At 76.5% G+C, this 14,907-nt stretch carries 13 protein-coding genes; 11 read left to right on the top strand and 2 right to left on the bottom strand.

Annotated features, from left to right (window positions below; genetic code table 11):
- The first annotated feature begins 1 nt into the window (after nucleotide 1).
- The 4 genes from RM540_RS07025 (at nucleotide 2) to RM540_RS07010 (ending at nucleotide 4,726) form a co-directional block, all read left to right on the top strand.
- On the top strand, nucleotides 2–1,237 hold the full coding sequence (locus RM540_RS07025; protein ID WP_311662845.1) for a glycosyltransferase family 4 protein: 1,236 nt from the start codon (nucleotides 2–4) through the stop codon (nucleotides 1,235–1,237).
- A gap of 127 nt (nucleotides 1,238–1,364) precedes the next feature.
- Nucleotides 1,365–2,183, top strand: a complete 819-nt coding sequence (locus RM540_RS07020) for a PIG-L deacetylase family protein (RefSeq protein WP_311662844.1) — start codon at nucleotides 1,365–1,367, stop codon at nucleotides 2,181–2,183.
- A 300-nt stretch (nucleotides 2,184–2,483) separates the two neighbouring features.
- Complete coding sequence (locus RM540_RS07015; RefSeq protein WP_311662843.1) at nucleotides 2,484–3,683, top strand: glycosyltransferase; 1,200 nt, start codon at nucleotides 2,484–2,486, stop codon at nucleotides 3,681–3,683.
- Entirely contained in the window at nucleotides 3,680–4,726 is a 1,047-nt protein-coding gene (locus RM540_RS07010; RefSeq protein ID WP_311662842.1) for a glycosyltransferase, read from the top strand. Before RM540_RS07015 ends, RM540_RS07010 begins: the two co-directional genes overlap by 4 nt.
- A 32-nt stretch (nucleotides 4,727–4,758) precedes the next feature.
- On the opposite strand, the gene RM540_RS07005 is transcribed toward RM540_RS07010, so the two are convergent.
- The gene (locus RM540_RS07005) at nucleotides 4,759–5,631 is read right to left on the bottom strand and encodes a glycosyltransferase family 2 protein (RefSeq protein ID WP_311662841.1); all 873 of its coding nucleotides are present in this window, start codon (nucleotides 5,629–5,631) and stop codon (nucleotides 4,759–4,761) included.
- Between the two features lie 57 nt (nucleotides 5,632–5,688).
- Nucleotides 5,689–6,972 (bottom strand): endonuclease, encoded by a 1,284-nt coding sequence (locus RM540_RS07000; RefSeq protein ID WP_311662840.1) that lies wholly within the window; start codon nucleotides 6,970–6,972, stop codon nucleotides 5,689–5,691.
- Nucleotides 6,973–7,198: 226 nt separating this feature from the next.
- Here RM540_RS07000 and RM540_RS06995 point away from each other — a divergent pair, with 226 nt between their 5' ends.
- The 7 genes from RM540_RS06995 (at nucleotide 7,199) to RM540_RS06965 (ending at nucleotide 14,775) form a co-directional block, all read left to right on the top strand.
- Nucleotides 7,199–8,365, top strand: coding sequence for an alpha/beta hydrolase (locus RM540_RS06995; protein WP_311662839.1), 1,167 nt, complete (start codon nucleotides 7,199–7,201; stop codon nucleotides 8,363–8,365).
- A 182-nt stretch (nucleotides 8,366–8,547) separates the two neighbouring features.
- Nucleotides 8,548–9,765: a zinc-dependent alcohol dehydrogenase gene (locus RM540_RS06990; protein ID WP_311662838.1), complete on the top strand. Its 1,218-nt coding sequence runs from the start codon at nucleotides 8,548–8,550 to the stop codon at nucleotides 9,763–9,765.
- Nucleotides 9,762–10,817, top strand: a complete 1,056-nt coding sequence (locus RM540_RS06985) for an SDR family NAD(P)-dependent oxidoreductase (protein WP_311662837.1) — start codon at nucleotides 9,762–9,764, stop codon at nucleotides 10,815–10,817. Before RM540_RS06990 ends, RM540_RS06985 begins: the two co-directional genes overlap by 4 nt.
- A gap of 208 nt (nucleotides 10,818–11,025) precedes the next feature.
- Entirely contained in the window at nucleotides 11,026–12,057 is a 1,032-nt protein-coding gene (locus RM540_RS06980) for a glycosyltransferase family 2 protein (protein WP_311662836.1), read from the top strand.
- Complete coding sequence (locus RM540_RS06975) at nucleotides 12,054–13,250, top strand: acyl-CoA dehydrogenase family protein (RefSeq protein ID WP_311662835.1); 1,197 nt, start codon at nucleotides 12,054–12,056, stop codon at nucleotides 13,248–13,250. The genes RM540_RS06980 and RM540_RS06975 overlap by 4 nt, the downstream gene beginning before the upstream one ends.
- Entirely contained in the window at nucleotides 13,243–14,052 is an 810-nt protein-coding gene (locus RM540_RS06970) for a PIG-L deacetylase family protein (RefSeq protein ID WP_311662834.1), read from the top strand. The genes RM540_RS06975 and RM540_RS06970 overlap by 8 nt, the downstream gene beginning before the upstream one ends.
- Nucleotides 14,053–14,130: 78 nt before the next feature.
- Entirely contained in the window at nucleotides 14,131–14,775 is a 645-nt protein-coding gene (locus RM540_RS06965) for a class I SAM-dependent DNA methyltransferase (RefSeq protein WP_311662833.1), read from the top strand.
- Nucleotides 14,776–14,907: the final 132 nt, after the last annotated feature.

Raw genomic sequence — 14,907 nt, 5'->3', positions numbered from 1 at the left:
CGTGCGCGTCTGCTTTATCTCCCGCCGCTTTTTCCCCACGATCTCGGGGATGAGCGTCTACGCCCTCAACCTGCTCCGCCAGCTCCGCGACCAGGGCCACGACGTCGTCTTGGTGAGCCAGCACTACGGCGGCGAGGCGGCGACCGTCTACGGCGACGGCCCGCCGATGGAGGTGCCCGGCATCGAGACGATCGGGATGGAGTCGGTGGGCGAGCAGACGACGGGCGACTTCGAGGCCGACATCGAGGCCATCGTCCGCGTTGTGGAGCAGAAGCACCGGGAGAAACCTTTCGACGTGATCCACGCGCAGTACGCCTACCCGACCGGGCTGGCCGCGCTCGAAGCCAGCCGGCGGACGGGCGCCCCCAACGTGGTCTCGATCCAGGGCGGCGACGGCCACTGGGTCGGCGAGTGCTGCGGGACGCACCGCGAGGCCATGCACGCGGTCCTCGACCACGCCGGCGCGGTCCTCATCGGGAGCGACAGCTTCGCGCGTGAGGTCCACGGCCGGCTGGGGACCGACCTCGCGCGGTTCACGATCGTCCCCGGCGCCGTCAACGTCGAGCGGTTCCGGCCCCGCCCCGCCCCTGCGGTGGGCGGGGTGGCGGACGAGGCGGCGCCGGTCCTCCTCTACCACGGCCGCGTGGACCGGCGGAAGGGCGTGCTCGACCTGCTCGACGCCGTCCGCCTGCTCCGCGACCGCGGCCGCGCCGTCCGCCTCGCCGTCAGCGGCATCGGCCCGGACGTCGACGCCGTGCGCGAGCGCGTGGACGCGCTGGGCCTGGGCGGGGCGGTCGACGTGCTCGGCATCGCGAGCTACGAGGAGGCGCCGGCCCGGTACCACCTGGGCGACGTGTTCGTGAGCCCGACCTACATGGAGGGGTTCTCGAACACGATCCTGGAGGCGATGGCGAGCGGCCTGCCCATCGTGTCCTGCGAGGTCGTCGGCGTGGTCGACTGCCTCCAAGACGACCGCGACGCGCTCCTCGTCGCGCCCGAGGCGCCGGAGCAGCTGGCCGCCGCCGTCGAGCGGCTCCTGGACGACGCGCCCCTCCGCGAGCGGCTCGCCCAGACGGCGCTCGACGAGGCCCGCACGCTCTACTCGTGGCGCGCCCGCGGCGAGCAGATCGCCGGCGTCTACCGCTCGCTCCAGGGCACGGCCCCCGACAACGGCTGGACCTACGACGGCTCGGACCCGGACCCGTGCGTCTACCGCGAAACGCCGCAGCTGCTGTGAGGGAGGGACAGAGGGATCGAGGATGAAGGGATGAGCAGAAGGCGTTTTCCGGCCGACGCCACCCCGCCCGCACCGCGCCGCCCGCAGCACTCCCCCTCATCCCTCTCGCATCCCCCCATCCCTCCCCATGATCCTCGCCATCAGCCCGCACCTGGACGACGCCGCGTTCTCGGCCGGCGGCGCGCTCGCGACGTGGGGGCGGGGCGGGGCGGTCACGGTCGCCGGGGCGCAGACCGCCGTGACTGTCGCGACCGTCTTTACGCAGAGCCACCCCGCCCCTGCCGGCTTCGCGCTCCGCTGCCAGACCGACAAGGGCATCGCCCCGGACGTGGACTACCTCGCGCTGCGCCGTGAGGAAGATCGGGCCGCCTGCGCCGCGCTCGGCGCCGACCCCGTCTGGCTCGACTTGCCCGAGGCCCCGCATCGCGGCTACGACTCGCCCGAGGCCCTGTTCGCCGGCGTCCACGACGGCGACCGGCGGACGTGGCGCGACGCGCTCGACCGGCTCCGCGCCCTCGTCGCCGCGCGCCCGCCCCGCCTCGTCCTCTCGTGCCAGGGGCTCGGCGGCCACGTCGACCACCTCCACGTGGTCCGCGCCGTCGCCGCGCTCGCCGACGAGACCGGGCTCCCCGTTGCCTGGTGGCGCGACGCGCCCTACGCGCTCCGCGCGCCCGCCGCCCCACCCGCGCTGGGTCTCCCCGCCGGTCTGTCCGAGGTGGCCGTGCCCGTGGGCGGGGCGGCGCTCGCGGCCAAGCTCGACGCCTGCGCCGCCTACGCGAGCCAGATCCCGTACCAGTTCGGCCGCGACGCCGCCGCCCCGCCCGAGGCCGCGATGCGCGAGCGGCTCGCGGCGTTCGCGGACGCCGAGGGCGCGAGGTTGGGGGCGGGGCGGTCGGCCGAGGCGTTCGCCGTGGCGGACCCCGCCGCGCTTGCGGACGTCCGGTAGGCCACCCCGCCCGGGCGTGACCAGGCCGCAGCGTGCGGTCGCTCGCAGCGACGACCACCAGGCGTGACGAGAACGACCAGGCAGGGCGGACCAAACGGCGACGGGGGCGGGGTGGAGCCGGAAGGGGCCACGCACGAGCCGCCCCGCCCAGGCAAATGGCCGCCCAGGCGAACCGCCGTCCCGCTCCTGACCCCTCGTTGAGACCTTTCCTGAAGCGCTCTCGGGCGGGGCGGAGGGATCGTGAGGGGAGCGGCGGACTCTGGCCGCAGCCCGTCCCCTCGTCTCCCCCGGCTCCGCCCCGTGCTCACGTTCCCCCTCCGCGTCGCCCTGATCGGGAGCGCGCGGTACGCCTTCCGCGAACCCTACGTCGGCGGAGTCGCCGCGCACGTGGTCGGGCTCGCGCGGGGGCTGGCGGAGCGGGGCCACGACGTGACGCTGTTCGCGCCCGAGGGGTCCGACGCTGGCGGCGGGGTCCGCACGGTCCCGTTCTGCGCGGCGAGCGGGCTGGACTACTCCGCGGCCGCCCGCGGCGACGTGTCGATGCTGGCCGAGCCGTTCATGCGCGAGCACCACGCGGCGCTCGCGCTGATGCTGGGGCTGCAACGCGGGACGTGGGGCCGGTTCGATGTCGTCCACAACCACTCGCTCCACCACCTCCCGATCGGCATGGCGCCGGCCGTCGACGCGGCGCACCTCACGACGCTCCACTCGCCGCCGACGCCGTGGCAGGAGAGCGCGTTCGCGTGCCTCCCCGAGCGCGACCGGCCCGCCGCCGTGACCGTCTCGGCCACGAACCGGGCGCTCTGGCGGCCGTCGCTCCCGTCGTGCGGCGTCGTTCCGAACGGGGTCGACCTCGGGCGGTGGACGTTCTCGGACCGCCCCGCCCCCGACCTCGCGGTCTGGGCGGGGCGGCTCGTCCCCGAGAAGGGGCCGCACCTGGCCATCGACGCCGCGCGTGCGGCCGGGCTCCGGCTCCGGCTCGTTGGGCCGGCCTACGACGCATCCTACTACGACGCGGAGATCGCGCCCCGCCTGGGCGCCGACGTCGACGTCGTGGGCCACGCGAGCCACGCCGACCTGGCCCGGCACTACGGGGCGGCGGCCGTCGCGCTCTCGACGGCGCGGTGGGAGGAGCCGTACGGGCTCACGCTCGTCGAGGCGCTCGCGTGCGGGACGCCCGTCGCCGCGTTCCGGCGCGGGGCGGCGCCGGAGCTCCTGACGCGCGCGACCGGCCGACTCGCCGCGCCCGACGACGCCGCCGACCTGGCCCGCGCCGCCCGCGAGGCGGCGGCCCTGGACCGCAGGGCGTGCCGGGCGTGGGCCGAGGCGCATGCTTCGGAGCGGGCCATGATCGACCGCTACCTCGCCCTGTACCGCCGGCTCGTCGCGGCGCGTGAGCCCGCCCCGCCCCGCCCGCTGCCGGTGCGGCTCGTCGCGGCGTCGGGCGGGGCGGCGTCGGGCGGGGTGGAGGTCGCCGAGGCCGTCGGCGCCGAGGCGTGAGGCTGGCGTACTACGCCGGCCACCACGGGCGGGGCCACGTGACGCGCGCCGCCGCGGTCCTGGCGCACGTCCGCGCCGAGGCCACGCTGTTTACGTCGGCCGAGCCGCCGCCGCTGCCGGACGGCGTCGCCTGCGTCCGCCTCCCGCCCGACGACCCCGAAGCCGGCTCGGGCGGGGCGGAGCGCGTGTCGCCCGAGCCGTTCCACTACGCGCCGGTCGGGCACGGCGGCGTCCGCCAGCGGATGGCGCAGATCGCGGCGTGGGCCGCCGAGGGGCCGGGCGCCCTCGTCGCCGACGTGTCCGTCGAGGTGGCCACGCTCGGCCGGCTGCTGTCGCTGCCCGTCGTCATCGTCCGCCAGCACGGGGCGCGGTGGGACGGGCCGCACCGCACGGCGTACGGCCTGGCCGAGCGCCTGCTCGCGCCGTTTCCCCCGTCGCTGGAGGAGCCCGACGCGCCGGCGTGGGTCCGCGAGAAGACGGCGTACGTGGGCGGGTTCAGCCGGTTCGACGGCCGCCCCGCCCCGCCCCGCTCTCGGGGCGCCCGCCGCGTCGTGGTTTTGGGCGGGGGCGGGGCGGGTGGAGCGGCGTCGGGTCGGGCGTGGGGACCCGGCGACCTCGCCGCCGCCGCTCGCGCGACGCCGCGCTGGCGGTGGACGGTGCTGGGTGCCGCCACCCCGCCCGGCTCGCCCGACACTCTGGAGGGGGCGGGGTGGGTCGCGGACCCGTGGACGCACCTGGCCTCGGCGTCCGTCGTCGTGGCGACGGCGGGCCACAACGCCGTCATGGAGGCGGCGGCGGCGGGGCGGCCGCTCGTCGTCGTGCCGGAGCCGCGGCCGTTCGACGAGCAGGCGCGGAAGGCGGCGGCCCTGGACCGCATCGGCGCGGCCGTCGCGTGCCCACGGTGGCCGGAGCCGGCGGCCTGGCCCGCCCTCCTCGACCGCGCCCTCGGCTGCGACACCGCCCCGCTCCGCGCCCTCGCGGACGGGGGCGGGGCGGCCCGGGCGGCGGCGGTCCTGGACGACGTGGCACGCGGGGCGGGGTGACATGCCGGCGGGCGGGGCGGCGCCGGCCGTCCCTACGTGCGGAACGGCCGCGCCGAGGTCCGCCGCGCCGCCTCGACCTCGGCTGGCGTCGGCTCGCGGAGGACGACGGCACGTTCGGCGTCCTCCGTCCACTCGACCAGGCCGAGCTGGGCGAACCCGGCGAGCCACCCGCCCATCGGCCACCACCCCCACTTGTCGCGGAAGCGCTGGGCGTTGGCGACCGTCGCGGTGAGCTGCTGGACCGGCGGCTCGAACACGTCATGGTGCCGGTGCGCGACGGCCGCCCCGCCCACGACCACGAGCGGAACGCCGGCACGGCGGGCGGCTTCGGCAAAGTCCGTGTCCTCGCCTGCGTAGCCGCCGTAGCCCTCGTCGAAGCCGCCGAGCGCGAGGAACGTCGTCTTCCGCACGGCCACGGCAAGCCCCCACGCTAGGCCGTAGCGGTCCGAGCGCTCCCAGCCCTCGGCCGGCGGCACGGGCCGGGCGGGGTGGGGCCGCCCCGCCCGCCGGAGCGCGCCGACATCGGCCGGGTCCACGTCGACGCCCGGGGGCAGGTAGAGGACCTCGCCGATGGCGAGGGCGTCCTCGGCGGCGAGCGCGCGGTCGAACGCGGCGAGCGCGCCCGGGAGGGGGACGCAGTCGGCGTCGAGGAACAGGAGCCGCTCCGACCCCGCCGCCCGCGCGCAGGCGTTCCGGGCCGGGCTGTACGCGATCCGCTCGCCCGAGTCGACGTCGAGAAACCGGACGGGGAACGGCGTCGCGGGCGCCCCCGGCCGCGGGTCGTCCCCCCCGCACACGGCGACGACGACCTCGGCAGGCGGGTCGGGCGCGGCGGCGAGCGCGGCGAGCAGCCCGTGGAGGTACGCCGTCCGGTCGCGGACGAGCGTGAGGACGGAGAGCGGCACGGGCGGGGCGGCGGGGGAAGCCACACACGGCGCCGCCCCGCCCGCAGATCCCGCCCGCTAGCGGTTGGGCCGCCCCGGCGTGGCCGGCGCCTCGGTCCACGACCCGCTGACGAACTGGAGCGAGCGGCCGGGCGGGGTGGAGGCCGTCTCGGCCACGCCGAGGTCGTCCGCCGTCTGCCCGGCGGCGGGGCCGTCCGTCGCCGTGAGCGTGCCCTCGTAGCTCAGGAACTGGCGGACCGCCCCGCCCGGCGCCACGAGCGCGAGCGCGTCCGGGCTCCCGTTCTGGAGGCCCTCGACGGGCGTCCACGCGACGCCCGAGGCCGGGAGCGCGCCGCTCAGCGGGACCGTCCGGTAGACGCGGCCGTCGCTCCCGTTGTAGAGCGTGAGGCTCCACCCGTCGAGCGGCGCCCCGGGCGGGCCGGCGAGTTCGACGCCCTCGCCCACGTCCGCGCCCTCGTTGTCGTAGTGGACCTCGACGACCGCGAGGTCGGCCGCCCCGCCCGCGTCCCGGGCGGGGCGGGGCGGCGCTGGGCCGCCGAAGGCGCGGTCGGCGAGCGTCGGGTCGAGGACGAACGGGTTCTCGGTCCCCTGCTGCATCGCGATCCACGCGCTCCGCGCGCGCTCGGCGTCGTCGGGCGGGTCCTGGCGGTTCCAGGCGAGGAGGTCGGCGCGCATGCCGTCGAAAAAGGCAGCCGCCCCGCCCGCCTGTGCCGGATAGAGCGCGGCCACGTAGAACGCGGCGCGGGCGACGTCGCCGGCCCGGTCCTCGCGCGGCTCGAACCGGCCGTCGCCCCGCTCGCTCCACTCGTCGATGGCGACGCGCGGGGTGGCGGACTGGCTCTGGTCGAGCCGGTACCACGCCTCGGCCCGGTCGTCGGGGACCTCGCCGAACGGGAGGTTGCCGCGCGACGAGTTCACAGTCTGGCGGGCCGGGAACAGGTGGTGGAGGTCGCTCCTCAGCGGCTCCTCGCCGGCCCCGTACGACTGCGGCCACACGTGCTCCGTGTTGACGCCGAGGTCGGCCGCCGTCGCGCTCGGGTCGACGCCCGGCGGGACGGCGACGGAAAACCCGCTGTAGACCGCTTCGAGCCGCCCGTCCGTCTCCATCTCGTACGTGAACAGGGAGTCGCGGGCGGGGCCATAGCCCAGCGTCCGCGCCGGCGCGTACTCGGCGCGGAGCGCCGCGAGGAGGTCGCCGCCGCGGAGGTCGGGGAGAACCGTGGCCTCGCCGGCCGCGGGCACGTACGGCCCGACGGTCGAGGTGCCGGACGCGGGGCGCTCGCGGCACGCGGCGAGGGCCAGGACGGCGGCGAGGCACAGGGCGGGGCGGGGCAGGCGCATGGCCCGAAGCTAGACCGCCCGCCCCGCCCGCCGCCCCGCTCGGGGTAGGGCGCGGGGCGATCGTTGTTGGAACGGGTATTTCCCGAGTCGGAGCCCGGGGAGGCCCCTGAAATGGGCCGCCGTGGGCGGCCTGGGGGCACAGCAGCGGGAACGCCTCGTCTAAGGCCCCTCTCCTGCCCGCCCCTGGCCCATGGGCTCCCGCTTTCTTTTTCCTCCCGTACACGGCATGAAATTCTCTCCCTTCCTCCTCGCACTCGCCGTCGTCGGGGCCGGGTGCGGCACGCCGTCGATGGGCTCCGACATGGGCCGGACCGACATGGACCGGGCCGACATGCCCGCCCCGCCCGCCGACGCCGAGGTCGGCCCGTCCGTCGCGGCCACGGACCCGATGGACATCACGCCGTCCGGCTCCGCCCCGCCCTGGGGGCCGACGATCGACCCGCAGATGCTGGCCGTGATCGAGCGGCTCGGGGCCTACGAGCAGCCGCCGTTCACCGAGATGACCCCGTTCCAGGTCCGCAACGGGAAGCTCCCGGCCGAGGCCGTCGCCTCGCTCCTCATGCGGACGGGCCTCCCGCCGTCCTCGCCCGCGGTCGACATCGGCCACCGGATCTTGCCCGTGAGCACCGACGACGGCGTCCTCGTGCGGACGTACACGCCCCTCGACGCCGGCCCCGGCCCGCTCCCGGTCGTCGTGTACTACCACGGCGGCGGCTGGGTCATCGCCGACCTCGACACGTACGAGCCCTCGGCGCGGGCGCTCGCCGAGAAGGCCGGGGCCATCGTGGTCTCGGTGGCCTACCGCCAGGCCCCGGACGTCGTCTACCCCGCGTTCCACGAGGACTCCTACGCGGCCTACGACTGGGTGACGAAGAACGCGGCCGAGCTCGGCGGCGACCCCGACCGGATCGCGACGGCCGGCGAGAGCGCCGGCGGCAACCTGTCCGTCGCCGTCGCGCTCATGGCGCAGGAGCGAGGCGGGCGCGTCCCCGACGCCGTCGTCTCGGTGTACCCCATCGCCGACGGCGACGTCGAGTCCGAGAGCTACGAGCGGTACGCGAACGCCGTCCCGCTCAGCCGCGGGTTCATGGAGTGGTTCTTCGACTACGCCACGCCCGACTGGCGCACGCAGGACTACGAGTACGTGGACCTCACGGCCCGCGACTACAGCGGCTTCCCGCCGACGACCGTCATCAACGCCGAGATCGACCCGCTCCAGTCCGAGGGCGGCGAGCTGGCCGACCGGATGCGGGCGGCCGGCGTGGACGTGGTCCGCGAGGTGTACCCGGGCGTGACCCACGAGTTTTTCGGGATGGCCGCCGTCCTCGAGCAGGCCGTAAACGCCCAGGCGCTGGCCGTCGACCGGCTGAAGGAGGCGTTCGGGACGATGTAGCCGACCCGCCCGTCCTGGCCCTCCACCCCGCCCCCGGTTGCTCACGCGGCCGGGGGCGGGGCGCGTTCGGGCGGGGCGGGTCCCCGGACAGCGGCGTCGGGGACGGCCCGAACGCGGCCCCAGGACGCAACCGCGACGGGCGGGGCGGGGTGGACGCGGCCCCTCCACCCCGCCCCATTGATATGAAAGCGCTCCGCTGGCACGGCACAGGCGACGTCTCCGTCGACACCGTCGACGACCCCCAGATCCTCGACGCCCACGACTGCATCATCGACGTCTCGCTGACCGCGATCTGCGGGAGCGACCTCCACCTGTTCGACGGCTACATCCCGACGATGGAGGACGGCGACATCCTCGGCCACGAGTTCATGGGCGAGGTCGTCGAAGTCGGCAGCGGCGTGCAGACGCTGAAAAAGGGCGACCGCGTGGTCGTCCCGTTCCCCATCGCGTGCGGGCACTGCCACTACTGCAACCGGGACGAGTACAGCCTGTGCGACAACTCGAACCCCAACAAGGAGGTGCAGGCCGCGGCCTACGGCTACGGCGGCGCCGGCCTCTACGGCTACAGCCACATGATGGGCGGGTTCGACGGCGGCCAGGCCGAGTACGTCCGCGTGCCCTACGCCGACGTCGGCCCGCTCAAGGTGCCGGAGTCGCTGACCGACGAGCAGGTCCTGTTCCTCACCGACATCTACCCGACCGGCTACCAGGCCGCCGTCAACTGCGACATCCAGCAGGGCGACGTGGTCGCCGTGTGGGGCTGCGGGCCGGTCGGCCTGTTCGCGCAGATCTCGGCCAAGATGCTGGGCGCCCAGGTGATCGGCATCGACCGGATCCCCGAGCGGCTCCGCATGGCCGAGCAGTTCGCGGGCTCGACGGTCCTCAACTTCGAGGACGAGGACGTGTTCGACAAGCTCAAGGAGGTCAACGACGGCCGCGGCCCCAACGCTTGCATCGACGCCGTCGGGCTCGAAGCCCACGGCCTCGGGCTGACGGGCGTGGCGCAAAAGGCGGAGCAGGCGCTGAAGCTCCAGACCGACCGCGGGACGGCGCTCATCGAGGCCATCCAGAGCTGCGGCAAGGGCGGCACGGTCAGCATCGCCGGCGTCTACGGCGGCGTCCTCAACCACGTGAACATGGGGGCCGCCTTCGGGAAGGGGCTCACGTTCAAGATGGGCCAGACGCACGTCCAGAAGTACATCCGCGACCTGCTCGGGCACGTCGAGCGGGGCGAGCTCGACCCGTCGTACATCATCACGCACAAGGCGCCGCTGGCGAAGGCCCCCGAGCTCTACGAGACGTTCCGCGACAAGGACGACGACTGCGTCAAGGTGGTCCTCGACACGTCCTGGGACGACGACCACGAGGTCGAGGTGCGGACGCAGAAGGTGGAGGCATGACCGCCAACACCAAGCTCGCGCTGGGCGGGGTGGGGGCCTGGGCCGCGGCCCGGGCGCTCCGCCGCCGCCGCGCCCTCTCGTTCGCCGGCCGCACGGTCGTGATCTCGGGCGGGAGCCGCGGGCTCGGCCTGCTCGTCGCCCGCCGCCTCGTGGCCGAGGGCGCCCGCGTCGCGCTCCTCGCGCGGACCGAGGCGGACCTCGACGCCGCCCTCGCCGACCTGGGAGGGCGGGGCGGTCCGCTCCTGGGCGCCGCGCTCACGGGCGGGGCGGCGATCGCCGTCCCGTGCGACGTGCGCGACCGCGAGCAGGTCGAGGCCGCCGTCGCCCGCGTGGCGCGGGAGCTGGGGCCGCCGTCCGTGCTCCTCCACGACGCCGGCGTCATCGGGGTCGGCCCGGAGGCGCACATGGCGGAGGAGGACTACCGGCGGTCGCTGGACGTCCACTTTTGGGGCGGCTACTATTTGACCGAAGCTCTCCGCCCGCACCTGGGCGACGGCGCCCGGATCGGGTACGTGTCGTCGGTGGCCGGGCGCGTGGCCGCCCCGCACCTCGCCCCGTACTCGGTGGGCAAGCACGCGCTCGTGGGCTACGCCGACGCCGTGCGCGCCGAGCTGGCCGCGTCGGGCGTCCGCGTGACGACGATCACGCCGGGCCTCATGCGCACGGGCTCGCACCCCAACGCCCACACCAAGGGCGACCACGAGGCGGAGTTCGCGTGGTTCGCGGCCGCCGACGCCAACCCGCTCCTCTCGATCAGCGGCGACCGAGCGGCCGACAAGGTCGTCGACGCGCTCCGCCACGGCGACGCGGCCCTCACGCTGACGCTGCCGGCCACGCTCGGCGCCGCCCTCGACGGCGTCGCGCCCGGGCTCGTGGGCGGGGCGGCGAAGCTCGCGGCCCGGCTCCTCCCCGCCCCCACCGGACCGAAAGGCGACGAGCGGCGGACGGGCTGGGAGTCGTTCTCGGACGCGGCCCCGAGCGCGCTCACGCGCCCGGCGGACGAGGCGACGGACCGGAACAACGAGCTGCGGGGGCACGAGCCGCTCACGTAGCGCCACCCCGCCCGCCGACGCTGCCTGGGCGGGGCGGCGGACTTCGGGCCGCGGCGTAGGGGCGCGTGAGGCCGCCCCCGAACGCGGGGTCAGGACGGCACCGGGGGCGGCGGCGCCGAGTAGGCAACGCACACGTTCCGCGACGGCCATCCGCCCTATCCCGCTCTCCCTGCCCGCGCCCCACCCCGCCCTCGCCGCCTGCGTGGGCGTGCCGGCGCGGGACGAGGCCGAACGCCTGCCGCAGCTTGTCGCCTCGCTGGCCGCGCAGCGCGACGGGGCGGGGCGGCCGCTGGCGCCGGGGGCGTTCGAGGTTGTCGTCCTGCTCAACAACTGCCGCGACGGCTCGCGCGAGGCGCTGGAGCGGGCGGGGCGGGCGCACCCGGGGCTCCGCCTCCACGCGGTCGAGGTCGAGCTCGCCCCGCCCGAGGCCCACGTCGGCCGCGCGCGGCAGTTCGTGCTCGACGCGGCGTGCGCGCGGTTCGCCGCGCTCGGGCGGGGCGGCCTGATCCTGACGACGGACGCCGACACGCGCGTGCCGCCGGACTGGGTCGCGAGCGCCCAGGCCGAGGTCGACGCCGGGGCCGACCTCGTCGGCGGACGCGTGACGCTGGACCCCGCCGAGCGGGCGGCGCTGCCCCCGGCGGTCCGGCGGATGTTCCTGCTCGACATCGGGTACCGGCGGGCGCTCGAGGAGGTCTGCGCGCTCTACGCGCCCTGCGCGTGGGACCCGTTCCCGCGCCATCACCAGCACTTCGGGGCGTGCCTCGCCGTGACGGCAGCGGCGTACCGGCGGGCCGGCGGGCTCCCTCCGGTGCCCGCCTCCGAGGACGTCGCGCTCGTCCGCGCCGTCGAGGCCGTGGGCGGGCGCGTCCGCCACAGCTACCGCTTCCGAGCGGCGACGTCGGCGCGCGTCGTGGGGCGGGCCTCGGGCGGGCTGGCCGACGCGCTCGGGTGGTGGACCGGGCAGGCCGAGGCCGGCGCGGGCGTCCGCGTCGAGAGCGCGGCGGCGGCCGAGCGCCGGCTGGCGTGCCTGGGCCGGTTCGTCCGCGAGCACCCCAGCCGCCCCGCCCCGCCCGAGCTGACGCATCCGCCCGAGCCGCCGCCCGACGAGGACGCCGACGCCATCGAGCGCGTCCTGCGCGACCTCCGCGTGGCGGCCGCACGGCTCCGCGCACTATCGCTGGACAACCGCCTCGCCCTCCCCGCCCCACCGCCCCGCACGCTGACCCTGGCCGCATGAGCACCTCCCCCGCCCCGCCCCGCCCGTCGGCTCCCCACCCCGCCCCGCGTTCGGGGCAGGGCATCGACGCGCTCGTCCAGGCGGCCGCTGCCGTGGCCGACCAGATCGCCGAGACGGCCGCCGACCGCGACGCCGACCGCGCGTTCCCCCAGGAGGCGTTCGACCGGTTGGGCGAGGCCGGCCTGCTCACGGCGACGCTCCCGACCGAGTTGGGCGGGGCGGGCCTGGGCGGACCGGGCGCGCGCCACGCGCTCTACCGCGTGCTCGCCGAGGTCGGCCGCGGCAGCCTCGCCGTCGGCCGCGTCTACGAGGGCCACGTCAACGCGCTCGACTTGGTGATGACGTGGGGGACCGAGCGGCAGCGCGGGCGGGCGGCCGACGACGCCCACGCCGGCCACCTGTTCGGCGTGTGGAATACCGAGGCCGCCGACGGCGTGCGCCTCGACCCCGACGGCGAGGGCGGGGCGGTCCTCCACGGGGCGAAGGTGTTCTGCTCCGGCGCCGGCCACGTGACGCGCGCGTTCGCGAACGGGGCCTGGCCGGACGGCTCGTGGCAGATGGTGCTCGTAGACCTCGACGGGAAAGACGACCGCGTCGAGCCGGATTCGTGGACGGCCGAGGGCATGCGCGCCTCGGTCAGCGGCCGCGTCTCGTTCGAGGGCCTCGCCGTCGGCCCCGACGCGCTCGTCGGCGCGCCGGGCGACTACACGGCCGAGCCCGACTTTACGGGCGGGGCGGTCCGATTCGCGGCCGTTCACCTGGGCGGGGCGCAGGCGCTCGCCGACGCCTCGGGCAGTCTCCTCCGGCAGATGGGCCGCACGGCCGATCCGCACCAGCACGCGCGGGCGGGGCGGGCCGCGATCGCCGTCGAGACGGGCGCGCTGTGGCTCCTCGGCGCCGCCCGCCTGTGGGAAGCCCACGCCGCCGGCGAGGCCGAGCCCGGCGCCGTCGTGGCCTACGCGCAGATGACGCGGACGGCCATCGAGCGCGCGTGCCTCGACGTGCTCGAACTCGTCGACCGGAGCGTCGGCGCGCGCGGGCTCCTGCCGCCGTCGCCGGTCGAGCGGATCGGCCGCGACCTCCGGCTCTACCTCCGCCAGCCGGCCCCCGACGCCACGCTCGACGCGGCCGGCGCGGCGGCCCTCGACCGCCCCGGGCTCGCCCGCGGCTCCGCCCCGCCCTCCCATGCCTGAGACGACCGACCGCCCCGCCCCCCGCCGCAGCGCCTCCCGCCGCCCCGCCCCCCGCCGCCGTGAAGACCACGCGGGCGGGGCCGGCTCGCTCCTCGACGACCCCGAGCGCCACCCGCTGCGCCCGGGCGGGGCGGTCTGCGAGCTGGGCCGCGTCGTGGTCCTGGCCCCGCACCCCGACGACGAGTCGCTGGGCTGCGGCGGGCTCCTCGCGCTCCTCGCCGACGCCGGCCGCCCCGCCCACGTCGTCGTCGTGACCGATGGGACGAAGTCGCACGACTCGCCGACGTGGCCGCCGAGCCGGCTCCGCACGCTCCGCGAGACCGAGGCCCAGCAGGCGGTGGGCCATCTGGGGCACGAGCGGCGCGTCGAGTTTTTGCGCCACCCCGACTGCGGGCTGCCGGCCGAGGGCACGCCGGCGTTCGAGGCGGCCGCCGACCGGCTCCAGGCGCTCCTCGCCGACCTCCGGCCGGACACGCTGGTCGTCCCCTGGCGCCGCGACCCGCACTGCGACCACGTCGCCACGTGGGCGCTCGCGCGGGCGCGCCGCGACCCGGCGGTCCGCTGGCTGGAGTACCCCGTGTGGGCGTGGACCGACGCCGACGCCGCCCCGCTCGCGCACGAGGCCGCGGCGTGGCGGCTCGACGTGTCATCGGTGCTCGACCGGAAGCGCCGGGCGGTCGCCGCCCACCGCTCGCAGACCACGCACCTCATCGACGACGACCCGAACGGGTTCGTGCTTCGCCCCGACGTGCTCGCCCACTTCGAGCGCCCGTGGGAGCTGTTCCTGGACCCAACGGAGTGAGGGTTCAGGGCGGGGTGGTCGGTCCTTGACTCCGAACCCTGAACCTCCCAACCTCGAACCCTCCGACCCGAACCCGCCATGCCCACCCCGCCCCCGACCACGCCGCACCGGACCGAGAGCGGGTCGATCGCGCCGGCCTACTTCGAGCGGCTCTACGAGGGCGACCCCGACCCGTGGGCGTTCGAGACGAGCCCGTACGAGGCCGCCAAGTACGAGGCCACGCTCGACGCGCTCCCGCGCGCCCGGTACGCGTCCGCCTTCGAGGTCGGGTGCGCGAACGGGGTCCTGACCGAGCGTCTCGCCGACCGCTGCGACCGCGTCCTGGCCGTCGACGTGGCCGAGGCGGCGCTCGCGCAGGCGCGCCGCCGGTGCGCCGGGCGGGGCGGCGTAGAGATCCGGCGGATGGCGGTCCCCGGCGAGTGGCCGGACGAGCGCTCGGCGGAGGTCGACCGGCCGTTCGACCTCGTCCTCGTGAGCGAGGTGGGCTACTACCTCGCCCCGCCCGACCTCGACCGCCTCCGCGCGCGGTGCGCCGCGTCCGTGGGGCGGGGCGGCCACCTCGTCCTCGTCCACTGGACGGGCGAGACGGACTACCCGCTCTCGGGCGACGACGTCCACGACGCCTTCCTCGCCGACCCTGCGTGGCGGCCCCTCCGGGCGGGGCGGACGGCGGACTACCGCCTCGACGTGCTGGAGCGGGGCGAGCAGGGTAGAGCAGGGTAGAGCAGGGTAGAGCAGGGTAGAGCAGGGTAGAGCAGGGTAGAGCAGGGTAGAGCAGGAAGGTCGGGCGCCGTCGGCCTGAGTCAAGCCATTCTGCCCGCTCTACCTGCTCTCTCCGCTCTACCTGCTCTCTCC

Origin of the sequence: Rubrivirga litoralis (assembly GCF_031846415.1) — a bacterium.
GTDB classification, from domain to species: Bacteria; Bacteroidota; Rhodothermia; order Rhodothermales; family Rubricoccaceae; genus Rubrivirga; species Rubrivirga litoralis.
The sequence above is the reverse complement of the archived record's forward strand: the minus strand, read 5'-3'. Positions and strand labels throughout refer to the sequence as shown.

Coding starts and splice junctions, on each gene's coding strand:
- RM540_RS07020 (WP_311662844.1), top strand. CDS start 1,365: ATGATCCTCGCCATCAGCCCGCACCTGGACGACGCCGCGTTCTCGGCC.
- RM540_RS07000 (WP_311662840.1), bottom strand. CDS start 6,972: ATGCGCCTGCCCCGCCCCGCCCTGTGCCTCGCCGCCGTCCTGGCCCTC.
- RM540_RS06995 (WP_311662839.1), top strand. CDS start 7,199: ATGAAATTCTCTCCCTTCCTCCTCGCACTCGCCGTCGTCGGGGCCGGG.
- RM540_RS06990 (WP_311662838.1), top strand. CDS start 8,548: ATGAAAGCGCTCCGCTGGCACGGCACAGGCGACGTCTCCGTCGACACC.
- RM540_RS06985 (WP_311662837.1), top strand. CDS start 9,762: ATGACCGCCAACACCAAGCTCGCGCTGGGCGGGGTGGGGGCCTGGGCC.
- RM540_RS06975 (WP_311662835.1), top strand. CDS start 12,054: ATGAGCACCTCCCCCGCCCCGCCCCGCCCGTCGGCTCCCCACCCCGCC.
- RM540_RS06970 (WP_311662834.1), top strand. CDS start 13,243: ATGCCTGAGACGACCGACCGCCCCGCCCCCCGCCGCAGCGCCTCCCGC.
- RM540_RS06965 (WP_311662833.1), top strand. CDS start 14,131: ATGCCCACCCCGCCCCCGACCACGCCGCACCGGACCGAGAGCGGGTCG.